Source organism: Stenotrophomonas sp., assembly GCF_035634915.1.
Classification (GTDB): Bacteria; Pseudomonadota; Gammaproteobacteria; order Xanthomonadales; family Xanthomonadaceae; genus Stenotrophomonas.
This window is the reverse complement of sequence record NZ_DASQCB010000018.1, coordinates 396,159-416,359: the sequence shown is the minus strand read 5'-3', so window position 1 is coordinate 416,359 and position 20,201 is coordinate 396,159. Positions and strand designations below refer to the sequence as shown.

The 20,201-nt window shown below is 66.6% G+C and carries 17 protein-coding genes and 12 tRNA genes; 22 read left to right on the top strand and 7 right to left on the bottom strand.

Annotated features, from left to right (window positions below):
• Positions 1-176 precede the first annotated feature (176 nt).
• Genes VER16_RS15060 through VER16_RS15050 form a run of 3 tightly spaced genes read left to right on the top strand, consistent with a single transcriptional unit; the run spans position 177 to position 2,653 of the window.
• A complete protein-coding gene (locus tag VER16_RS15060; RefSeq protein ID WP_324809479.1) occupies positions 177-920 on the top strand; it encodes a cysteine hydrolase in 744 nt (247 codons plus the stop codon).
• A gap of 52 nt (positions 921-972) precedes the next feature.
• On the top strand, positions 973-1,881 hold the full coding sequence (locus tag VER16_RS15055; RefSeq protein ID WP_324809476.1) for a LysR family transcriptional regulator: 909 nt from the start codon (positions 973-975) through the stop codon (positions 1,879-1,881).
• A 25-nt stretch (positions 1,882-1,906) separates the two neighbouring features.
• Positions 1,907-2,653 (top strand): sulfite exporter TauE/SafE family protein, encoded by a 747-nt coding sequence (locus VER16_RS15050; protein WP_324809473.1) that lies wholly within the window; start codon positions 1,907-1,909, stop codon positions 2,651-2,653.
• Between the two features lie 3 nt (positions 2,654-2,656).
• On the opposite strand, the gene VER16_RS15045 is transcribed toward VER16_RS15050, so the two are convergent.
• Together VER16_RS15045 and VER16_RS15040 are read right to left on the bottom strand one after the other, a co-directional pair.
• A complete protein-coding gene (locus VER16_RS15045; RefSeq protein ID WP_324809471.1) occupies positions 2,657-3,277 on the bottom strand; it encodes a flavin reductase family protein in 621 nt (206 codons plus the stop codon).
• Positions 3,278-3,457: 180 nt separating this feature from the next.
• On the bottom strand, positions 3,458-4,216 hold the full coding sequence (locus VER16_RS15040; RefSeq protein ID WP_324809469.1) for a Bax inhibitor-1/YccA family protein: 759 nt from the start codon (positions 4,214-4,216) through the stop codon (positions 3,458-3,460).
• A 180-nt stretch (positions 4,217-4,396) separates the two neighbouring features.
• Between VER16_RS15040 and VER16_RS15035 the strand changes: the two genes are divergently transcribed.
• The 6 genes from VER16_RS15035 (at position 4,397) to VER16_RS15010 (ending at position 5,652) form a co-directional block, all read left to right on the top strand.
• Positions 4,397-4,473 (top strand) — tRNA-Pro (locus VER16_RS15035).
• A gap of 37 nt (positions 4,474-4,510) precedes the next feature.
• Positions 4,511-4,587, top strand: a tRNA-Arg gene (locus VER16_RS15030).
• Positions 4,588-4,761: 174 nt separating this feature from the next.
• Positions 4,762-4,838 (top strand) — tRNA-His (locus VER16_RS15025).
• 79 nt (positions 4,839-4,917) lie between these two features.
• Positions 4,918-4,993, top strand: a tRNA-Lys gene (locus tag VER16_RS15020).
• 138 nt (positions 4,994-5,131) lie between these two features.
• Positions 5,132-5,207, top strand: a tRNA-Lys gene (locus VER16_RS15015).
• 238 nt (positions 5,208-5,445) lie between these two features.
• A complete protein-coding gene (locus VER16_RS15010; protein WP_324809465.1) occupies positions 5,446-5,652 on the top strand; it encodes a hypothetical protein in 207 nt (68 codons plus the stop codon).
• Between the two features lie 33 nt (positions 5,653-5,685).
• On the opposite strand, the gene VER16_RS15005 is transcribed toward VER16_RS15010, so the two are convergent.
• Positions 5,686-6,339, bottom strand: a complete 654-nt coding sequence (locus VER16_RS15005) for a DUF2306 domain-containing protein (RefSeq protein ID WP_324809463.1) — start codon at positions 6,337-6,339, stop codon at positions 5,686-5,688.
• A 130-nt stretch (positions 6,340-6,469) separates the two neighbouring features.
• Between VER16_RS15005 and VER16_RS15000 the strand changes: the two genes are divergently transcribed.
• The 12 genes from VER16_RS15000 (at position 6,470) to VER16_RS14945 (ending at position 13,962) form a co-directional block, all read left to right on the top strand.
• A tRNA-Leu gene (locus tag VER16_RS15000) sits at positions 6,470-6,554 on the top strand.
• A gap of 189 nt (positions 6,555-6,743) precedes the next feature.
• Positions 6,744-8,039, top strand: coding sequence for a trigger factor (gene tig / locus VER16_RS14995; RefSeq protein ID WP_324809461.1), 1,296 nt, complete (start codon positions 6,744-6,746; stop codon positions 8,037-8,039).
• Positions 8,040-8,115: 76 nt separating this feature from the next.
• Complete coding sequence (gene clpP, locus VER16_RS14990) at positions 8,116-8,742, top strand: ATP-dependent Clp endopeptidase proteolytic subunit ClpP (RefSeq protein WP_079220811.1); 627 nt, start codon at positions 8,116-8,118, stop codon at positions 8,740-8,742.
• A 127-nt stretch (positions 8,743-8,869) separates the two neighbouring features.
• Positions 8,870-10,159, top strand: a complete 1,290-nt coding sequence (gene clpX, locus VER16_RS14985) for an ATP-dependent Clp protease ATP-binding subunit ClpX (RefSeq protein WP_108758290.1) — start codon at positions 8,870-8,872, stop codon at positions 10,157-10,159.
• 142 nt (positions 10,160-10,301) lie between these two features.
• On the top strand, positions 10,302-12,752 hold the full coding sequence (gene lon / locus VER16_RS14980) for an endopeptidase La (protein ID WP_324809458.1): 2,451 nt from the start codon (positions 10,302-10,304) through the stop codon (positions 12,750-12,752).
• Between the two features lie 219 nt (positions 12,753-12,971).
• A complete protein-coding gene (locus VER16_RS14975) occupies positions 12,972-13,244 on the top strand; it encodes an HU family DNA-binding protein (RefSeq protein ID WP_004146343.1) in 273 nt (90 codons plus the stop codon).
• 11 nt (positions 13,245-13,255) lie between these two features.
• Positions 13,256-13,330: transfer RNA gene (locus VER16_RS14970), tRNA-Val, on the top strand.
• A 26-nt stretch (positions 13,331-13,356) separates the two neighbouring features.
• Positions 13,357-13,433 (top strand) — tRNA-Asp (locus VER16_RS14965).
• Between the two features lie 80 nt (positions 13,434-13,513).
• Positions 13,514-13,590, top strand: a tRNA-Asp gene (locus VER16_RS14960).
• Between the two features lie 81 nt (positions 13,591-13,671).
• Positions 13,672-13,748, top strand: a tRNA-Asp gene (locus VER16_RS14955).
• Positions 13,749-13,779: 31 nt separating this feature from the next.
• A tRNA-Asp gene (locus VER16_RS14950) sits at positions 13,780-13,856 on the top strand.
• A 29-nt stretch (positions 13,857-13,885) separates the two neighbouring features.
• Positions 13,886-13,962 (top strand) — tRNA-Asp (locus VER16_RS14945).
• A gap of 97 nt (positions 13,963-14,059) precedes the next feature.
• Here VER16_RS14945 and VER16_RS14940 read toward each other — a convergent pair.
• The 4 genes from VER16_RS14940 to VER16_RS14925 are packed head-to-tail and all read right to left on the bottom strand — an operon-like array spanning position 14,060 to position 18,003.
• Positions 14,060-15,295 (bottom strand): glycosyltransferase, encoded by a 1,236-nt coding sequence (locus VER16_RS14940; protein WP_324809456.1) that lies wholly within the window; start codon positions 15,293-15,295, stop codon positions 14,060-14,062.
• Positions 15,292-15,897 carry a hypothetical protein gene (locus VER16_RS14935; protein WP_324809454.1) on the bottom strand — a complete coding sequence of 202 codons (606 nt, stop codon included), beginning with the start codon at positions 15,895-15,897 and terminating at the stop codon, positions 15,292-15,294. Before VER16_RS14935 ends, VER16_RS14940 begins: the two co-directional genes overlap by 4 nt.
• Positions 15,875-17,059: a glycosyltransferase family 21 protein gene (locus VER16_RS14930; RefSeq protein ID WP_324809452.1), complete on the bottom strand. Its 1,185-nt coding sequence runs from the start codon at positions 17,057-17,059 to the stop codon at positions 15,875-15,877. Before VER16_RS14930 ends, VER16_RS14935 begins: the two co-directional genes overlap by 23 nt.
• Positions 17,047-18,003 (bottom strand): NAD(P)-dependent oxidoreductase, encoded by a 957-nt coding sequence (locus VER16_RS14925; RefSeq protein ID WP_324809450.1) that lies wholly within the window; start codon positions 18,001-18,003, stop codon positions 17,047-17,049. The genes VER16_RS14930 and VER16_RS14925 overlap by 13 nt, the downstream gene beginning before the upstream one ends.
• 225 nt (positions 18,004-18,228) lie before the next feature.
• On the opposite strand from VER16_RS14925, the gene VER16_RS14920 reads away from it, so the two are divergent.
• On the top strand, positions 18,229-20,184 hold the full coding sequence (locus VER16_RS14920) for a peptidyl-prolyl cis-trans isomerase (protein ID WP_324809448.1): 1,956 nt from the start codon (positions 18,229-18,231) through the stop codon (positions 20,182-20,184).
• The last annotated feature ends 17 nt before the right edge of the window (positions 20,185-20,201 follow it).

Genomic DNA, 20,201 nt, shown 5'->3' with positions numbered 1-20,201 from the left:
ACTGCGGGGCGCCTTCGGGCGCCCCGTTGCGTTGGTGCGTTTTCCAGTAGATCCACGCCATGCGTGGATGATCAGCCTGTGCGTTTTACGCACAGATCATGTGCTCGAACACGGCTGGTTCGTGCGCCTGCCGCTCCGCATCCTGTGCCCACTTCCCACCGCACAGGAGTTGCCCCATGAACCTTTCCGCCTTCGGCCTGGCCAGCCTGATCGGCATGGCCACCGCCGCGCCGGTCGCCGCCGCCGAGCCGGCCCATCCCACCATCCGCCACATGGCCGGTGCACCCTCGGTCACCGCGCTGGATGCCGCGAAGACCGCCGTGCTGGTCATCGATTTCCAGAACGAATACTTCGACGCCAGCGCTGCGCCGGGCTTTGCCGGTGGCCGCATGGTCATCCCCGATGGCGTGGCCGCGCTGCGCCAGGCCAAGCGCGTGGTGCAGTTCGCCGACGCCCATGGCATCCGGGTGATCCATGTGCAGCACGTGCTGCCGGCCGGCGCGCCGCTGTTCGCACAGGGCAGCGTCAATGCGGCGTTCCATCGCGACCTGCAGCCGCGCCCGGGCGAGGCGGTGGTGCAGAAGGACAACGTCAGCGTATTTGCCGGTGCCTCGGCCGCTCAGCTCGACAAAGTGCTTGAGGACGCCGGCATCGACACCCTGCTGGTCACCGGTCTGCAGACCCATGCCTGCGTGGTCGGTGCCGCCCGCGATGCAGCCGCCGCACCGCGCGGCTACCGCGTGATCGTGGCCGGTGATGCCACCGCCAGCCGCGACCTGGATCTGGCAGGCGGCCAGCGCATCGGTCATCGTGCGCTGCACGAAGCCTCGCTGGCGCAGATCGAAGATGCCTTCGGTGAGGTGGTCAGCACCGATGCCCTCCTCGCACTGCCGGTGCGCAAGGCTGGCGACGGCGCTTGATAAGCTGGCGGGGCCCGCAGATCGCGGGCTCCGCTGCCGGGAGCCGACCTCGATGGATCACTTCGCCGCCCTGCGCGCGCTGCGCGCCATCGTCGAGGCGGGCAGCTTCAGCGCCGCTGCCGAGCGCCGGGGCACCACCCACTCGGCGATGTCGCGGCAGCTGCGGCAACTGGAAGAACACCTGCAGGTGCGCCTGCTCGACCGCAACAGCCGGCGCCTGTCGCTGACCGAGGCCGGGCGCGACTACTATCGCGAAGCCGTGGCCCTGCTGGATCGCCTGGAAGCTGCCGATGACCGCGCACGCGCGGGCCAGGCCGAGCCCAGTGGACGCCTGCGCATCAGCGTGCCGCAGGTGGTGGCCAGCCAGGAACTGCCGCACTGGCTGCCCGGCTTTCTGGCCCGCTACCCGCAGGTCTCGCTGGACCTGTCGGCCGATGACCAGCTGGTGGATGTGGTCGGCGGTGGTTTTGACCTGGCCCTGCGCATCGCACCGTCGCTGCCGGACAGCCAGCTGGTGGCGCGCGAACTGGCCAGCTGCCCGCGCATCCTCGTGGCCGCCCCCGCGTACCTCGCCCGGCACGGGCTGCCACGGCAGGCGGCCGACCTGCAGCAGCACATCCTGCTGGGCTTCAGCCCGACTGCCGCCAGTGCGCCTTGGCAGCTGCAGGGGCCGCGCGGCGCGGTCGCGAGCGTTGAAGCGGGCCAGCGCCTGCGCGTGGATTCGACTCCCGCGCTGCATGCGGCGGTGATGGCGGGAATGGGCATCAGCCTGTTCACCGCGCTCACCGTGCAGGAGGATCTGCGTGCCGGCCGACTGATCCGCGTCCTGCCGAGCTGGCATGCCGGCCAGCGCCGCTACTTCGCGCTGTATCCACATGCCCGCGCATTGGCGCCGAAGGTGCGCGCGCTGGTCGATCACCTGTCCACGCACTACGCTGCATGGCCGGGCGGGGCAGGGTAGCCACGCCACGGCAACGAGGAACGTGATGGATCCGGTGTATCTGCTGGTGGCGGTTGGCGCGATTGTCGCCGGCTTCGTGCAGGGCCTGTCAGGCTTTGCGTTCGGCATGGTCGCGATGTCCTTCTGGGCCTGGGGGCTGGACCCGCGCCTGGCCGCGGCGTTGTCGGTGTTCGGTGCGCTCACCGGCCAACTGCTGGCGGTGTTCACCGTGCGCCGCGGCTTCAACCTGCGCCTGCTGCCGTTCGTCTTCGGCGGGCTGGCCGGGATTCCGCTGGGCGTGCTGGTGCTGCCGCACTTGGACATGGCCTGGTTCAAGGCGCTGCTGGGCGGGTTTCTTGCGGTCTGGTGCCCGGTGATGCTGATGGTGCGCCGGCTGCCTCCCATCACCGTCGGCGGCCGCTTCGGCGATGCCGTGGCGGGCATGGCCGGTGGCGTGCTCAGTGGCATCGGCGGCTTCGCCGGGCCGGTGCCGACGCTGTGGAGCACGCTGCGTGGCTTTGCCAAGGACGAACAGCGCGCGGTCATCCAGAACTTCAACCTGGCCATGCTGGCGGTGACCATGGCCACCTATGCGGGCAACGGCATGATCACCCGGCAGATGCTGCCGTACTTCGCCATCGTGGCCCCGGCCATGCTGGTGCCGACCCTGCTGGGCGCGCGTCTGTACATCGGCATCAGCGAGGCGCGCTTCCGGCAGATCGTGCTGGGCCTGCTCACCGCGTCCGGCATCGCCCTGCTGTGCTCGGCATTGCCGGTGCTGCTGTCGCGGTGAGGGTCAGGCCGGGCGGAACATGCGGAAGCGCTGCGCGGCGCTGACCCGGAAGTAATCGGCCGGGCCGCCACCGCGCAGGATCGGATCGGCGGCGGCGGTGTCGTAGATGCCATCGACCAGCAGCCGCGCGTCGATATGCACGGCCACCACCTCGCCCAGCACCAGCCAGCCGTTGGTGTCCTGGCCGGCGGCATCGCGCAGGCGCACGATCTGGGTGCAGCGGCATTCCATGCTGACCGGGCTCTGCGCCACACGCGGCGGGCGCACCTCGGTCGAGGCCAGTGGCGCCAGGCCGGCCAGGCTGAACTCATCGACCTCCGGCGCAACCGCGCGGCAGCTTTCGTTCATCGCCTCGGCCAGGTCGAAGGTGGCCAGGTTCCAGACGAATTCGCCGGTGGCCTCGATGTTGTGCAGCGAGTCTTTGCGCCCCTGGCTGGAAAAACCGATGATCGGCGGGGTGTAGTTGAAGGCGTTGAAGAAGCTGTACGGCGCCAGGTTCAGGGCGCCGTCGGCATCGCAGCTGGAGATCCAGCCGATCGGGCGCGGGCCGATGATGGCGTTGAAGGGATCGTGCGGCAGGCGATGGCCGTCGGCAGGGCGGTAGCTGTGGAAGGTGTCAGGCATGGGGGAGCTGGTTCCGTAGCGTCGAGCTTGCTCGACGGGTTTTCTGTAGCGCCGAGCCCATGCTCGGCTGCTTTTACGCCAAGAGCAGCCGAGCATGGGCTCGGCGCTACCGCCTCTCCGGTTTACGAAAAAGCCGCGACCCTCGCGGATCGCGGCTTGTCGTTTACGGCTTGATCGGGCTCAGCGCTGCTGGATCTTCGACAGCAGGCGCAGGAATTCCACGTACAGCCAGACCAGGGTCACGATCAGGCCGAATGCGCCATACCACTCCATGTACTTCGGAGCGCGCTGGGCCACGCCGGTTTCGATGAAGTCGAAATCCAGCACCAGGTTCAGCGCGGCCACCACCACCACGAACAGGCTGAAGGCGATGCCCAGCCAGCCGGAGCTGTGGATCATCGGCACGTTGATGTTGAAGAAGCCCAGCACGAACGAGGCCAGGTAGAGCAGGGCGATGCCGCCGGTGGCAGCGACCACGCCCAGCTTGAAGTTCTCGGTGGCCTTGATCAGGCCGCTGCGGTAGGCGAACAGCAGGGCAAACAGGGTGCCGAAGGTCAGCAGCACCGCCTGGAACACGATGCCCGGGAACTTCATGTTGAACACGGCCGAGATCGCGCCCAGGAACAGGCCTTCCACCAGCGCATACATCGGCGCGGTGACCGGCGACCATTCCTTCTTGAAAATGGTGATCAGCGCCAGCACCAGGCCGCCGATCGCGCCGCCGATGGCATACATCGAGGCACCGGCCATCACCTGGCCGTAGTCATCGACGGACTGGTTCCAGGCAAAGGCGGCGGTCAGCACGGTCAGCAGCAGCAGGAAGCCGGTCTTGTTGACGGTGCCGTTGAGGGTCATCGCCTGGTCGGGGTGGGACACCACCGAGCCGCTGGCCAGATCGAGGAAGGTCGACTCGGAAAGAGCCGGGTTGCCGCTGCGCATGCGAGATCTCCGTGCGAAAGGGGTGGTCATGGCCATCCGGCCGATGCCAGCGAGCATAGCCGATGGCGGCGCAGGGTAGTGTGGCGGCCGCGTGTGCCCGGGCCCGCCGCGTTGACAGGCCCGGCCGCGCTTGTTCACAATGACCAGCTCCCCGGGCCCTGCCCGAGGGGATTGCAACACCGGGGTATAGCGCAGTCTGGTAGCGCGCCTGCTTTGGGAGCAGGATGTCGGGGGTTCGAATCCCTCTACCCCGACCAATCCCACTACGTCGGATTGGACGCCGTTCCGGTTCGGGCGCCCGTAGCTCAACTGGATAGAGCACCGGCCTTCTAAGCCGGCGGTTACAGGTTCGATTCCTGTCGGGCGCGCCATCGGCACGACATGCAGGGCAATGCTGGCGGATGTGAAGAAGTGCTTGCAAAAGCGCGAACACTCCACCAGAATGTCGGACTCGCTTCGGCGGACACGAACTTCGGTAAAGGTCCTCGGGCAAAGCATCAGGCTCCAGCGCCAGCAGCATCGGCGATGAAGCAGACGTTTCAGTGGTGGCTGTAGCTCAGTTGGTTAGAGTACCGGATTGTGATTCCGGTGGTCGGGGGTTCGAATCCCCTCAGCCACCCCACTGTTTCAACCGCATCGGCAACGCCGACACGGTATTGCAATAGACGGAATGCACGCTACAATGTGCGTCTGACTTTCAAGGGCTGTTAGCTCAGTTGGTAGAGCAGTTGACTCTTAATCAATAGGTCCAAGGTTCGAATCCTTGACAGCCCACCAAGACGGAAGCCACCTGGTATGCCAGGTGGCTTTTTTCTTCAGTTAGTGCGGTACCCGGAGCAGTGCGGACGTCAACGTTGTTGAACGAAGTACTTGCATCCCCCCGGCGGATAGGGTCATAATTCGCGCCCCGATTTCGGGCTGTTAGCTCAGTTGGTAGAGCAGTTGACTCTTAATCAATAGGTCCAAGGTTCGAATCCTTGACAGCCCACCAGACGAAAGCCATTTGGTTCGCCAAGTGGCTTTTTTCTTGTCTGTGGCCCAGTGGTTCGCTGCAGGTACGCATCCACGCATGGCGTGGATCTACTGAAGCGATGCTTAAAACTAGGTCGCATGCGTCATCAGTGTTTTCAATGCTGTGCGCTGCATCTCACCGCTCACGCTTCGCATCACTCCCAATGGATGTTTTGCGCCAGAGGCGCATGCAGGTGGAGTGGGATCTGATGATGGCAATGAAACGGAATGCGGGGCTGATCGTGTCCGGTGTGCTGCTGTTCGCGCTGGTGGGCTGCGCGGCAGGCGAGACGCCCGAGACCACCGAAGACCACGCACAGACGGTCGAGCGTGATGCCGGCACGGCGAGCGTGGCGGCACAGCCGGCGGTGCCGTCGCAGGACGGTGGAACGGCTGGGCCGGTCGAACCTGCGCAGCCGACCTAGCCCACGCAGTAACCCTGCCGGGCCCGCGGTGGCTCAGGCCATCCGGGCCCGGACCGGCGCTGCTCGCAGTCGCGGCAGGCGGCGTCCCGTCTCGTAGCCCAGCAGTGGCAGTGCCCAGCTCACCACCAGCAGGCTGGGCACCATCACCAGTGGCGATGCCAGCTGCATCAGTGGCGGCACCAGCAGGAGCAGGCGGAAGACGGCGGGCGACAGGGTGACCAGATAGCTGCGCAGCATCCAGCGCCGGTGTGCATCGACCTCGCCACGGCGGATCGTGCGGTAGCCGCGCAATGACGTGATCAGCCAGGCGAGCCCGGTGGCAGCAAACGCAAGTTTCAATGCCAGCCAGCCCTGGGTGGTGACAAGCAGCCCGACCACGGCGGTACTGCCCAGCAGGATGCCCAGCAGGTAGGTGCGCCCCAGCCAGCGGTGCACGGCGGGCCAGCGCCGGCGCAGTGCCGCCACGAACTGGCTCGCCCCGGCCAGCATGGCCAGGCTGCCGCCGGCCACATGCAGCCACAGCCAGGTGCGCCGGTCCCAGAACATGCCGTAGGCCTCGGGCGTCACCTGCGCATAGCGCTGTGCCGTCACCCACAGGAAGTGGCCCGCCACGGCCAGGCCCAGCAGCCAGAATGCTGCCTTCCACCGGGTGGCCCGGGCGCGCGGGGAGGGGGCGGTAGCGGTCATGCGTTCCATCGGGCATTCCGGACGGGCGTCCCGGCGAGTCTGCGCGATAACCCTTGAATTGCACATTCAGCTTTGTCACGCCTTCCGCTTTCCAGCCCCGCCTGCGACAATGAACCCCTGTGCCGGCCACGCGAAAGTGGCGGAATTGGTAGACGCCCTGGATTTAGGTTCCAGTGCCGCAAGGCGTGGGGGTTCGAGTCCCCCCTTTCGCACCAGTGCCGGCCTGTCTCCGCCCTGATCGGGCCGCCGACGGACCCTTGACCGCCCTGCGCTGGCAGTGCAGGCCGAATTGGGCGAAACTAAAGGGCTGCGGCAAGCAGGCGCGTCCCAGACGTCGTGTCCTTACAACCGTTTCATCCATCATCGAGCCGGGGGCCAGGGCGCCACCGGTGGCAGGAGTCAACATGCAAGCTTCGATCGAAACCATCGGCAACCTGGAACGCCGCCTGAGCTTCTCGCTGCCGGAAGACCGTCTGCAGAGCCACATCAACGGCCGCCTGGGCGAAATCGCCCGTACCACCCGCATCAAGGGCTTCCGTCCGGGCAAGGTGCCGGCCAAGGTGATCGAGCAGCGCTTCGGCGCGCAGGTCCGTGGCGAGGCGCTGGACGGCCTGCTGCGCGAAACCTTCGACGCGGCCGTGCGCGAGCACGACCTGCGCATCGTCGGCAGCCCGCGCATCGACAAGGGCGAGGAAGGTGAATTCTCCTTCGTGGCCACCGTGGAAGTGGTGCCGGACTTCGGCGACATCGACGTCAGCAAGCTGACCGTGGTGCGCCACACCGCTGAAATCACCGACGCCGACATCGACCAGATGATCGAGAACCTGCAGAACCAGCGTCGCACCTGGGCCCCGGTCACCCGTGGCGCGCAGGACGGCGACCTGGTCGCGCTGGAAACCTGGTCGCAGGCCGGTGAAGAGCGCCTGCCGGCCGAAGGCACCGAGAAGGGTTCGATCGTGCTCGGCCAGGGCATGATGTTCGAAACCATCGAAAAGGGCCTGGTCGGCCTGGCCAAGGGTGAGGAAAAGACCCTGGACGTCGAGTTCCCGGCTGACTGGCGCGTGCCGGTGCTGGCGGGCAAGACCGTGCAGGTCACCGTCAAGGTCGTCGAAGTCTCCGAGCCGGTCGTGCCGGCCGTCGATGAAGCCTTCATCAAGAGCTTCGGCGTGAAGGGCGGCGACGTCGAGCAGTTCCGCAGCGACATCCGCGCCAACCTGGAGCGCGAGCTGAAGGGCGCGCTGATGAACCGCCTGCGCCGCGAAGTGGGCGAGCAGCTGATCGCCGCCTATTCGTCGGTGGAAATGCCGCCACGCCTGGTCGACAACGAAGCCCGCGCCATGCTGGGCCAGCAGGTCGAGCAGGCCCGGCGCAACGGCCAGAACGTCGGTGAAATCCCGGCCGATGCCCACGAAGGCTTCAAGGACGCTGCCGCCAAGCGCGTGCTGGTCGGCCTGGTGGTGGGCGAAGTGGCCCGCACCAACGACCTGCGCCTGGAAGCCAAGCGCCTGAATGAAACGCTGCGTCTGATCGCTTCGACCTACGAAGAGCCGGAGCAGGTCATTGAGATGTACCGCAACGACCCCCAGCTGATGTCGGGTCTGCAGAACCGTGTGATGGAAGAGCAGGTGATCGACTGGATCGCCGAGCGCGCCCAGCACACCGAAGAAAAGCTGTCGTTCCAGGACGCGATCCGCCAGTAATCCCGGGGCGGATCTCCCCATACCCCGCGCCTGCACCGGCGCGGGGCTGTTTCCCCCAAGACAGGTACCTCACGAAATGGACAACCGGACCAAAGCCCTGAACATGGTTCCCATGGTGGTCGAGCAGACCAGCCGCGGCGAGCGTGCCTACGATATCTATTCGCGCCTGTTGAAGGAGCGCCTGATCTTCCTTGTGGGCCCGATCGACGATCACATGGCCAACGTGGTGGTGGCGCAGCTGCTGTTCCTGGAAGCGGAAAACCCGGAAAAGGACATCAGCATCTACATCAACTCGCCCGGTGGCGTGGTCACCGCCGGCATGGCGATCTACGACACCATGCAGTACATCAAGCCGGACGTGAGCACGATCTGCGTCGGCCAGGCCGCCTCGATGGGCGCCCTGCTGCTGGCCTCGGGCGCTGCCGGCAAGCGTTACGCGCTGCCGAACTCGCGCGTGATGATCCACCAGCCGCTGGGCGGCTTCCAGGGCCAGGCCACGGACATCGACATCCATGCCCGTGAGATCCTGACCCTGCGTTCGCGCCTGAACGAAGTGCTGGCCAAGCACACCGGCCAGTCGCTGGAGACGATCGCCCGCGACACCGAGCGCGACAACTTCAAGAGCGCGGTCGACTCGGTGGCCTACGGCCTGGTCGACCAGGTGCTGGAGCGTCGTCCGGAAGAGTCGATCCAGGCCGGTTGATCGGCCTGCACGGGGCCAGGGAGGCCCCGTTCCTGCAGGGTCGGACCGGGACTGGCGTCCCTCCGGCCCTGTGCTATTCTCGAATCGAACCCCCGTTCAGCGGGTGGGGTAACTGGGTAAGCGAAGCATGAGCGAAGACCGCCAAGGTCGTTCCACGGACACCGGCAAGATCCTCTACTGCTCTTTCTGCGGAAAGAGCCAGCATGAAGTGCGCAAGCTTATTGCGGGTCCGAGCGTGTTCATCTGCGATGAATGCGTGGAGCTGTGCAACGACATCATCCGTGAAGAACTTGAGGAAAAGGCGCAGTCGGCGCGCAGTTCGCTGCCCAAGCCGCGCGAGATCCTCGAGGTGCTCGACCAGTACGTGATTGGCCAGAACCGGGCCAAGCGCACCCTGGCCGTGGCCGTGTACAACCACTACAAGCGCATCGAGAGCCGGCAGAAGAACGATGAGGTCGAACTGGCCAAGTCGAACATCCTGCTGGTCGGCCCGACCGGTTCGGGCAAGACGCTGCTGGCCGAAACCCTGGCCCGCCTGCTCAACGTGCCGTTCACCATGGCCGACGCCACCACGCTGACCGAAGCCGGTTACGTGGGCGAGGACGTGGAGAACATCATCCAGAAGCTGCTGCAGAAGTGCGACTACGACGTCGAGAAGGCACAGCAGGGCATCGTCTACATCGATGAAATCGACAAGATCTCGCGCAAGAGCGAGAACCCGTCGATCACCCGCGATGTGTCCGGCGAAGGCGTCCAGCAGGCCCTGCTGAAGCTGATCGAAGGCACCGTGGCCAGCGTTCCGCCGCAGGGCGGCCGCAAGCACCCGCAGCAGGAATTCCTGCAGGTGGACACCAAGAACATCCTGTTCATCTGCGGCGGCGCGTTTGCCGGCCTGGACAAGGTGATCCAGCAGCGTTCCAACGACGCCGGCGGCATCGGCTTCGGCGCCAAGGTGAAGAGTGCCGAGCGCAAGGTGGAAGTGGGCAAGGTGCTGGCTGAAGTCGAGCCGGAAGACCTGATCAAGTTCGGTCTCATTCCCGAGTTCGTCGGTCGCCTGCCGGTGGTGGCGACCCTGGAAGAGCTGGACGAGCCGGCCCTGATCAAGATCCTGACCGAGCCCAAGAACGCCATCACCAAGCAGTTCAAGAAGCTGTTCGAGATGGAGAACGTCGAGCTGGAGTTCCGCCCGGACGCGCTGTCGGCCATTGCCCGGAAGGCGCTCAAGCGCAAGACCGGCGCCCGTGGCCTGCGTACCATCGTCGAATCGGTCCTGCTGGACACCATGTACGACCTTCCCTCGCAGGAAAACGTCAGCAAGGTGGTGGTGGATGAATCGGTGATCGAGCACAAGTCCGAGCCGTACCTGATCTACCAGACCCCGGCGGCCCCTGAACAGAAGGCCGCAGGCGCCGAGTGATCCTTTCAAGTTTTTGATTTGGAAGGATTTTCAACGAACGCCTTGCATCTGAAAGCCGATGGCCCCATAACGGGGCCATCGGCTTTTTTTGTCTCCGGAAGATGCCCTCCCGGAGACGGTTTTCCCCTTCCCTGGAGCCCCCATGGCCCGTTCCCCAAGTGAAACCCTCGACCTGCCGGTCCTGCCGCTGCGCGACGTAGTGGTGTTCCCGCACATGGTCATCCCGCTGTTCGTCGGCCGTGACAAGTCCATGCACGCGCTCGAACAGGCAATGGAGGCAGACAAGCGCATCCTGCTGCTGGCGCAGAAGTCGGCCGAGACCGACGACCCGCAGGCCGCCGACCTCTACCAGGTCGGTACGCTGGCGCAGGTGCTGCAGCTGCTGAAGCTGCCTGACGGCACCATCAAGGTGCTGGTGGAAGGCCTGTCGCGCGTGCAGGTCACCCATGTCGACGAGCGTGATGGCGCGCTGCACGGCCAGGCCGTGGAGATCGACGCGGCCGACCCGCGCGAACCGCGCGAGATCGAGGCCATCGCCCGCTCGCTGATGTCGCTGTTCGAGCAGTACGTCAAGACCAACCGCAAGCTGCCGCCGGAGCTGCTGCAGACCCTGGCCGGCATCGATGAACCCGCCCGCCTGGCCGACACCATCGCCGCGCACATCAGCGTGCGCCTGGCCGACAAGCAGCGCCTGCTGGAAACGCTGGCCGTGGGCGAACGCCTGGAAATGCTGGTCGGTCTGGTCGATGGCGAGATCGACGTGCAGCAGATGGAAAAGCGCATCCGCGGCCGCGTGAAGTCGCAGATGGAAAAGAGCCAGCGCGAGTACTACCTCAACGAACAGATGAAGGCCATCCAGAAAGAACTGGGTGACCTGGACGACGCGCCGGGCGAGCTGGAAGAGCTGGCCCGCAAGATTGCCGAAGCCGGCATGCCCAAGCCGGTGGAAGCCAAGGCACGCAACGAGCTGAACAAGCTCAAGCAGATGTCGCCGATGTCGGCCGAAGCGGCCGTCGTGCGCAATTATCTGGAGTGGCTGCTGGGCGTGCCGTGGAAGAAGCGCACCAAGGTGCGCAAGGACCTGAAGGCCGCGCAGGATACCCTCGACGCCGACCACTACGGCCTGGACAAGGTCAAGGACCGCATCCTGGAATACCTGGCGGTGCAGTCGCGTGTGAAGCAGATGAAGGGCCCGATCCTGTGCCTGGTCGGTCCGCCGGGCGTGGGCAAGACCTCGCTGGGTCAGTCCATCGCCAAGGCCACCAACCGCAAGTTCGTGCGCATGTCGCTGGGCGGCGTGCGCGACGAGGCCGAGATCCGCGGCCACCGTCGCACCTACGTCGGTTCGATGCCGGGCCGCATCGTGCAGAACCTCAACAAGGTCGGCAGCCGCAACGCGCTGTTCGTGCTCGATGAGATCGACAAGATGTCGATGGACTTCCGTGGCGATCCGTCCTCGGCGCTGCTGGAAGTGCTCGACCCGGAACAGAACAACGCCTTCAACGACCACTACCTGGAAGTGGACCTGGACCTGTCCGAAGTGATGTTCGTGGCGACCTCCAACTCGCTCAACATCCCGGGCCCGCTGCTGGACCGCATGGAAGTGATCCGCATCCCCGGCTACACCGAGGATGAGAAGCTCAACATCGCCACCCGTTACCTGTCACCGAAGCAGATCAAGGCCAATGGCCTGAAGCCGGAGGAACTGGAAATCGGCAGCGATGCGATCCAGGACATCGTGCGCTACTACACGCGCGAATCCGGCGTGCGCAACCTGGAACGCGAGATCGCCAAGATCTGCCGCAAGGTGGTGAAGGAAATCGCGCTGGCCGGCCCGCAGCCGGTGAAGGCGAAGAAGGGCGCGAAGAAGTCCAAGGCCCTGGTCAGCGTCACCAGCAAAAACCTGGACAAGTACCTGGGCGTGCGTCGCTTCGATTTCGGCCGCGCTGAAGAGGCCAACGAGATCGGCCTGGTCACCGGCCTGGCCTGGACCGAAGTGGGTGGCGATCTGCTGCAGATCGAATCCACGCTCGTGCCGGGCAAGGGCCAGCTGATCCTGACCGGCCAGCTCGGCAACGTGATGAAGGAATCGGCGTCGGCGGCGTTGTCGGTGGTGCGATCGCGCGCCGTCGGTTTCGGCATCGATGCGGACTTCCTGCAGAAGCACGACGTGCACGTGCACGTGCCCGACGGTGCCACGCCGAAGGACGGCCCCAGTGCCGGTGCGGCGATGGTCACCTCGCTGGTGTCGATGCTGAGCAAGGTGCCGGTGCGTGCCGACGTGGCGATGACCGGTGAGATCACCCTGCGCGGTCGCGTCACCGCCATCGGTGGCCTTAAGGAAAAGCTGCTGGCGGCACTGCGTGGCGGTATCCGCACGGTCATCATCCCCGAGGAGAACCGCAAGGACCTGGCCGACATCCCGGCCAACGTCACCCGCGATCTGCAGATCGTGCCGGTGAAGTACATCGAGGAAGTGCTGGACCTGGCGCTGGAGCGTCCGCTGGCACCGAAAAAGGCGCGCAAGACTGCGCAGCGCGTCACGGTGCGCAGCAAGGCCAAACCGAGTGGAAACGCGCGCGTCAAGCATTGACGCGCGCTGTCGAAATGCCTGAAACCCGCGTCATTGCTGGCTTTCCAGCTTGCGTGGGGGTAGGGGCGCTGGTATAAAAGCAGCACCCGCGAATGAGTGATCGCAGTCTGGTGATCACTGAATTCGGCGAACAGTTTCCACATGGCGGCCGTGCGCGTATCGCGTGCGGTTGCTTCCCTGTCGAATAAGCGGAACCCACCGCCAAAGGAGTTGTACAGAATGAACAAGACCGAATTGATCGATGCCGTTGCTGAAGCCGCCGACCTGACCAAGGCCGAGTCCAGCCGCGCTGTCGATGCCGTCGTTGCTGCCGTCACCAAGGCGCTGAAGGACGGCGATGCGGTCACCCTGGTTGGCTTCGGTACCTTCCAGGTCCGCGACCGTGCGGCCCGCACCGGCCGCAACCCGAAGACCGGCGACACCATCAAGATCGCTGCTTCGAAGAATCCGTCGTTCAAGGCTGGTAAGGCCCTGAAGGATGCTGTAAACTAAGCGGCTCGCTGGGGTGCTTAGCTCAGCGGTAGAGCGTCTCCTTTACACGGAGAGGGTCGGGGGTTCGAAACCCTCAGCACCCACCACAGCACCGCAGTAAAAGTTTGAGTGTGGAGCGGTAGTTCAGCTGGTTAGAATGCTGGCCTGTCACGCCGGAGGTCGCGGGTTCGAGTCCCGTCCGCTCCGCCACTTCGACGCGAGGCCCCCGGGCGACTGGGGGCTTTGTTTTCTTCCGGGGCCTGGCCCAGCGAGAAAACAGCAACACAACTGGAGCGGTAGTTCAGCTGGTTAGAATGCTGGCCTGTCACGCCGGAGGTCGCGGGTTCGAGTCCCGTCCGCTCCGCCAGTTTCAAGGGCTTCCGGGCAACCGGGCGCCTTGTTTCAACCGGCCTCGGCCGGGGGAGACAGAAAAGTTTGCAACACACGTGGAGCGGTAGTTCAGCTGGTTAGAATGCTGGCCTGTCACGCCGGAGGTCGCGGGTTCGAGTCCCGTCCGCTCCGCCATGTTGCAAACAGGGGTATCTGGAAGTGCTGTGGAGCGGTAGTTCAGCTGGTTAGAATGCTGGCCTGTCACGCCGGAGGTCGCGGGTTCGAGTCCCGTCCGCTCCGCCATCCCGGATCCCAACAAGTTCTGCCCATGTGGAGCGGTAGTTCAGCTGGTTAGAATGCTGGCCTGTCACGCCGGAGGTCGCGGGTTCGAGTCCCGTCCGCTCCGCCAGCAGAGTTTGAAGTGTCATCGAAGATGCCCGTCGGTCCTGGACCTGCGGGCATTCTGCTTTCTGGCCGTCGGGATTTCCGCCGCGCGTGGCGCGACGCTACCGCAGCGACGCGACGCGTTCGAGCACCGATTGCACGCGCATATGGCGCTGCACCGACGCCTGCAGCGTCGCCAGCCCCGGAAACGCATCGGCCTGCAGCGCGCGGGCGAACAGCGCGGGCAGCTGGTCCAGATCGCGCAGCCACAGCCCCGCACCCGCCGCCTGCAGTCGCGCGGCGTGGTCGAACTGGTCGTAGTCCAGCGGGTACACCAGCGACGGCACGCCTGCACGCAGCGCGTGGTACATCACACCTGCGCCACCGTGGTGCAGCACGCGGTCATAGCGGTGCAGATGGCGCGCGTAATCCACGAAAGGCAGCCGGTGCAGGTTCGGCAGCGGCTGCAGGGCGGCGCTCTCTTCATGCTGATGGCCATCACTGACGTGGATCTGCCAGTCTGGATGCAGCGCCGCCAGCGTTGCCGCTGCCTCGGCCAGGCGCGGCTTGATCCAGTCCTGGTGGGTGCCGGCGGTGACCAGCAGATGCCGCGCGCCCTCCACGAAGGGCGGTGCCGCATGGGCGCTGTCGGGGGTGTGCAGCATCGGCCCGATGAACTGCAGCGCCTGCGGCCAGGTACGCGGGAATTCCAGTTCGGGCACGCCCAGCGCAAGGATGCATTCGGCTGAATACGCCCGCTCGCTGCCATCGGCGCGATAGATGGAAGGCACGCCCAGCCGCTGCATCGCCGGGCGCTGCCAGGCGTGCACCCCGCGCTTGAACAGGCGGATCAGCTGGCGCCCCCCGGCGTGCTGCAGCGCCTGCCAGCCCGTGTGCGCCGGTCGCATGCCGCCCAGGTACGGTGGCGGACCATCCACGCAGTCCAGCACGCAGGGCGAGGGCAGGCTGGTCCACCAGCGGATGCCGAGTCCGGCGGCCAGCAACCCGGCCGGCGGCAGGGTGAAATCGACGACGACCAGATCCGGGCGTGCGTGCTGCCAGCGCTGCTGCAGCGATTCCCGCATCTGTTCCATCAGCTGCAGGGCCTGGGTCAACTGGGCATGCAGGCGCAGCGGATTGGCCTTCACGGGCCTGGGGGGATTGGCAATCTGCCACAACGCGGTTTCCTGCGCTGCCGACAACAACACGTCACCTTTCAGCCCGCTGGCGCAGATCGCCGCCTGCGCGCCGGGAGTGCTCAGCACGGTCACCTGGTGCTGCGGCTGCAGCTGCCGTGCGATCGCCAGGATCGGGTGCAGATGGCCGCTGTACGGCGGGGCCAGCAGTTCAATCTTCATGTGTGTTCCTGCTGCAGGCGCGCGGCCAGGGCGCGGGCGATGGCCAGCACGGGCGGCTGCTGCAGATAGTCCATGTGGCCACTGTCGACCCACTGCCGCGCACCGCGCCAGCCCAGTCGCGAGACCCAGTCCTGCCGTCCCACCAGCACCTGCAGGTGCGCCACGCTGGGGGCCTGGCGCGCGACCGGCCCGTAGGCCAGTACGCTGCAGCGCTGCCTCAGCGCCGGCGGCAGGTCCAGGTTGGCCAGCAGTTCCAGCCCGCAGCTGCCGGCCAGCAGCAGGGTGTGCGGTGCGGCCTGCAGCAGCTGGGCCATTGCCGGGCCATGGGCGGCGGAAAAGCCCGGCTGGCGCGAACGCAGGTAATGGCGGGTGTTATGAAAGCTGGCGGCCAGCAGCGCAGCGGGCTGGTGCTCGGGGGTAGCAGCGTCATAGGGGAAATTACAGGGGTGCAGCGTGCGTCCAGGGGCCAGCAGGGCTTCACCGAACGCGCGCTGGAGCGGACTCAGCGCACAGCGCGCCGGATCACTCTGCCCGGTCAGGAACGCCAGCTGCAGCTGCGGTGCGGCACCGGGCATCTTTTCAGCCTCCCCGGAAATCATCATTGGCGCGCACCTGGTACAGCCGTGTGCGCCAGCGGATGCGGCGCAGGCAGAGCGCATGCAGCAGATGCAGGGGCTGCAGCAGTTCGGCCAGCAGCGAGGCCAGCGCGCGGTGTCGCATTTCGCCTGTGGCGCGGTGCTGCAGGTGTCGCAACAGACCTGTGCGCAGCAGCAATACCAGCACAGCAGCGACGGCGGGCAGGCCGATCGGCGGCAGTACGGCCAGCACCAGCAACGCCCACAGCAGCAGTGGCGGCAGACCATGCAGCACGCCGATCAACAGGCGCAGGCGCGGTGATTCATCGCGTAGCAGCAGCACCGCGAACAGCATCCAGCGATGCATCTGCTGGCGGTAGCGCTGCAGGGTCGGCACGTGGGTCTGCACCTCCACCGGCGCGGTGGACTGGAACAGGCGCGCGCCCTGCCGGCGCAGCGCACGGGCCAGGGCCAGGTCGTCGGCCAGCATCCGCAGCAGCGGGCTGAACCCGCCCAAGGCGCGCAGGCGTTCGCTGCGCAGCGCATAGCACATGCCGTTGATCGACAGCGGCGGCAGCCACGGCAGCAGGCCGAGGTAGGTCAGCACGGCATTGTTGTTGACGAACTGCGCCATCAAGCGTGCCCCCGGCGCGCCGTCATCGCGGTAGCAGGGCAGGGCGGTGACCAGGTCGGCTCCGGTCGTCTCCAGTTCATCCACCAGCTGCGCCAGCGCTGCCGCCGACAGGCGTGCATCATCATCCAGCACCAGCAGCATCGGTTCGCGCACCTGCGCCAGCACCGCGTCCAGCTTGAAGGTCTTCGGGTTGGTTCCTTCCGGCGCGCCCGGATAAACCAGGCAGGTGATCTGGTGGCCGGGATGTGCCGCGCACAGCGCGTCCGCAGCGGCACGTCCGGTGCCGTCAGCCTCGTCCAGCAGCCAGTGGAAGTGCGCGCCGGGCAGCGCCTGCAGGTTATGTCGCAGCACCTGCGCCAGCAGCGGGTCGCCGCCGAGGATGGGTTGCAGGATGGCCACACCGCGCCCGTCGCAGGCATCGGCCGCCTGCTGCCGTGGCGGGCGCTGGCCGAGGATGCGCAGCGCGCCGGCAGCCTTTACGCCCACCAGCAGCAGGTACAGGACCGCCAGCCCCAGGCTGGCCAGCGCCACGGCATCCAGGCTCAGGCTGCCCATTGCGCACGCTGCTCATCGATGAAACGTTCGATACCGTCCTCCAGCGAAACCCGCGGCGGCCCCAGGTCGGCCAGCATGCGCTGCGGATTGAAGGTTTTTGAATAGGCGAAGGCGGCCACCCCGAAGCGGGTGATCGGCGGTTCGCTGTGCAGGCGCAGGGCACGCCAGCCGGCTTCGATCACGCTGGCCGCGCGCAGGGCCAGGGCGGCCGGAACGCGGCGGCGCGGCGGTGGCAGCTGCAGGGCGCCCAGCAGCCGCCGCAGCAGGGCGTGCAGGTCCACCGGGGCGGCGTTGGTCAGGTTGTAGGCCGGGCCCAACTGTGGGGCCTGGGCGGCGCGCAGCAGGTACTCCACCAGCGTGTCGATGTGGATCAGGTCCACCTGCGGCGGGCCGCCGGGGCTGACCAGCAGCGGCACGCCGCCACGGCGCGCCGCTGCAAGCAGGCGCGGCAGCAGCACGGTATCGCCCGGCCCGAACACCGCGCGCGGGCGCAGGATGCAGGACGGGCCCTCGTAGCCGGCCAGCAGGCGCTCGGCCTCGGCCTTGCTGCGCGCGTAGTCGTTCAGGAAGGCCGGGCCGATCGGGCTGCCTTCATCCAGTTCGTACTGGTGGGCCTCGCGGTAGAACACGGCGGTGCTGGACACCAGCAGCAGGCGCGGGAGGCCGGCGCGGCGGCAGAAGTCGATCACCCGTGCGGTGGTGTCCACGTTCTGCCGGCGGAACTGCGCCGGGCTGCCCCATGGGGCGACCCGCGCGGCGGCATGCACCACCACATCGGGCCGGAACGGCAGCTCGAACGGCTGCGACAGGTCGCGTGCGGCGTAATGGGCCAGCGGCAGCGACCGCCGGCCGACGCCGAAGGCCTCCACGCCGGCCGTATCGGCCAGGCGGCGCAGCAGGGCCCCGCCCACGAAGCCGGAGGCACCAGTGACCAGGATGCGCATGGACGTGTTCCTCCTTGTGCCGGTGACGCGCCACCGCCGGGGCAGGCGCCCGGATGACCCCCCAGTATGCGCCGGGCAGCGCGCGTGCGGCCATCGCGGCCGGGGCGAAGGTGCCGCGTGCGCGGCGCAGATCCTTGCCCTGCCTGACTCCGCGCCGTTTTTGGTGCGGGCCGCGAAGCGGGTTACACTGCCGGGCTCGCCACTCAGGCCATGTGATTCCTCACCATGCTGCAGAAACTCCGCGACAAGACCTCAGGCTGGATCGTCACCGTGATCCTGGGGCTGCTGATGATTCCGTTCCTGTTCGTGATCGACAACAGCTACCTCGGTGGTGTCGGCGCACAGAACGTGGCCAAGGTTTCGGCACCGCCGACCTGGTGGCGCTCGGCGCCGTCGTGGTGGCCGGTGCGCATGCTGTGGCAGCACCATGAGATCAGCGCGCAGGATTTCCGCACCCGCTTTGAACAGGAGCGCATGCGTGAGCGCCAGCAGCAGGGCGAGAACTTCGACCCGCGCGCGTTCGAAAGCACCGAGAACAAGCTGGCCGTGCTCGACCAGCTGATCGACGAGCAGGTCGTGCGCCTGGTGGGTGAACAGGCTGGCGTGGTCATCGGCGATGGCGCTGTGCGCGACTACATCATGACCATCCCGGCCTTCCTCGGCAGCGATGGCAAGTTCAACGAGAACAACTACCGGCTGGCGCTGGGTGGGGGCAACCCGCCGCGTACCCCGTCGCAGTTCCAGGAAGAAGTGCGTGCCAGCCTGCAGCAGTCGGTCATTCCGGCCGGCCTGCAGAACTCGGGCTTCGTCACCCAGGCCGAGACCGAGCGTCTGCTGAAGCTGCTGGGCGAAACCCGTGACGTCGAACTGGTCGCGCTGCCGGAAGTGCCGGCCGATACCGCACCGGTCACCGATGCGCAGATCAAGCAGTGGTACGACAGCCACGGCAAGGATTTCCGCCAGGCCGAATCGGTCTCGCTGGAATATGTCGAACTCAACGGTGCCAACCTGCCGGCACCGGTGCCGGCCGATGAGGCCACCCTGCGCAAGCGCTACGAGGAAGAGAAGGCCAAGTTCGCAACCCCGGAACAGCGCCAGGCCTCGCACATCCTGGTCACCGGCGACGGTGCCGAAGCCAAGGCCGCCAAGCTGGCGACCGAAGCCAAGGCCGCCGGCGCCGACTTCGCCGCCCTGGCCAAGGCCAATTCGGAAGATCCGGGCTCCAAGGACCAGGGCGGTGACCTGGGCTGGGTCGAGCGCGGTGCGATGGTCAAGCCGTTCGAAGATGCGCTGTTTGCCGCCAAGGCCGGTGACATCGTGGGCCCGGTCAAGACCGACTTCGGTTACCACATCATCAAGGTCGCGGCTGTGCGCGGTGGCGAAGGCAAGTCGTTCGAGGAAGTGCGTGACGTGCTGGCCGCCGAACAGCTGAAGGCCGACGGCGAGCGCGGCTTCAACGACCTGGCCGGCCGTCTGGTCGATGCCATCAACAAGAGCCCGAGCGATCTGATGGCTGCGGCCAAGTCGGTGGACCTTCCGGTGCAGACCCTGGGCCCGATCACCCGCGCCACCGCCAGCGGCATTGCTGCCGATCCGGCCGTGCTGCGCTCGGCGTTCTCCGACGTGATGGTGCAGGACGGTACCGCCAGCGATCCGATCGCCCTGGGCGGCAGCAGCAACCACAGTGTGGTGATCCGTGTTGCCGCGCATACCCCGGAACAGGCGCTGCCGCTGGACAAGGCCCGCGAGCAGGTCATCGCCGCGATCCGTGCCGACCGCCAGCGCCAGGCCAGTGCCAAGGCTGCTGATGCGCTGCTGGCCAAGCTGAAGGGCGGCGCCAGCCTGCAGTCGCTGGTGGCCAGCGACAAGCTGCAGGTCAGCCCGATGCCGGGCCTGCCGCGCAGCCAGCCGGTGCCGACCCCGGAAATCAACCGGGCCATCTTCAGTGCGCCGGTGCCGGCCGAAGGCAAGCCGAGCTTCGGCAAGGTCGACGTCAACGGCCATGCGCTGGTGTTCGCAGTGAACAAGGTCACCCCGGGCGACATCAAGGAAGTGACCCCCGAGCAGCAGAAGCAGCTGAAGGATCAGCTGAGCCAGATCGATGGCATGGCCGCGGCCAAGGCCTACATCGACGCGATGCGCAAGAAGTTCGTGGTGCAGACCACTGAAGCCAACCTGTAAGCCGGGAGGCTGGCAGG

Bases quoted from the DNA above. Each gene is read 5' to 3' on its own strand.
- VER16_RS15060 (WP_324809479.1), top strand. From the start codon at position 177: ATGAACCTTTCCGCCTTCGGCCTGGCCAGCCTGATCGGCATGGCCACC.
- VER16_RS15055 (WP_324809476.1), top strand. From the start codon at position 973: ATGGATCACTTCGCCGCCCTGCGCGCGCTGCGCGCCATCGTCGAGGCG.
- VER16_RS15050 (WP_324809473.1), top strand. From the start codon at position 1,907: ATGGATCCGGTGTATCTGCTGGTGGCGGTTGGCGCGATTGTCGCCGGC.
- VER16_RS15045 (WP_324809471.1), bottom strand. From the start codon at position 3,277: ATGCCTGACACCTTCCACAGCTACCGCCCTGCCGACGGCCATCGCCTG.
- VER16_RS15040 (WP_324809469.1), bottom strand. From the start codon at position 4,216: ATGCGCAGCGGCAACCCGGCTCTTTCCGAGTCGACCTTCCTCGATCTG.
- VER16_RS15010 (WP_324809465.1), top strand. From the start codon at position 5,446: ATGAAACGGAATGCGGGGCTGATCGTGTCCGGTGTGCTGCTGTTCGCG.
- VER16_RS15005 (WP_324809463.1), bottom strand. From the start codon at position 6,339: ATGACCGCTACCGCCCCCTCCCCGCGCGCCCGGGCCACCCGGTGGAAG.
- tig (WP_324809461.1), top strand. From the start codon at position 6,744: ATGCAAGCTTCGATCGAAACCATCGGCAACCTGGAACGCCGCCTGAGC.
- clpP (WP_079220811.1), top strand. From the start codon at position 8,116: ATGGACAACCGGACCAAAGCCCTGAACATGGTTCCCATGGTGGTCGAG.
- clpX (WP_108758290.1), top strand. From the start codon at position 8,870: ATGAGCGAAGACCGCCAAGGTCGTTCCACGGACACCGGCAAGATCCTC.
- lon (WP_324809458.1), top strand. From the start codon at position 10,302: ATGGCCCGTTCCCCAAGTGAAACCCTCGACCTGCCGGTCCTGCCGCTG.
- VER16_RS14975 (WP_004146343.1), top strand. From the start codon at position 12,972: ATGAACAAGACCGAATTGATCGATGCCGTTGCTGAAGCCGCCGACCTG.
- VER16_RS14940 (WP_324809456.1), bottom strand. From the start codon at position 15,295: ATGAAGATTGAACTGCTGGCCCCGCCGTACAGCGGCCATCTGCACCCG.
- VER16_RS14935 (WP_324809454.1), bottom strand. From the start codon at position 15,897: ATGATGATTTCCGGGGAGGCTGAAAAGATGCCCGGTGCCGCACCGCAG.
- VER16_RS14930 (WP_324809452.1), bottom strand. From the start codon at position 17,059: ATGGGCAGCCTGAGCCTGGATGCCGTGGCGCTGGCCAGCCTGGGGCTG.
- VER16_RS14925 (WP_324809450.1), bottom strand. From the start codon at position 18,003: ATGCGCATCCTGGTCACTGGTGCCTCCGGCTTCGTGGGCGGGGCCCTG.
- VER16_RS14920 (WP_324809448.1), top strand. From the start codon at position 18,229: ATGCTGCAGAAACTCCGCGACAAGACCTCAGGCTGGATCGTCACCGTG.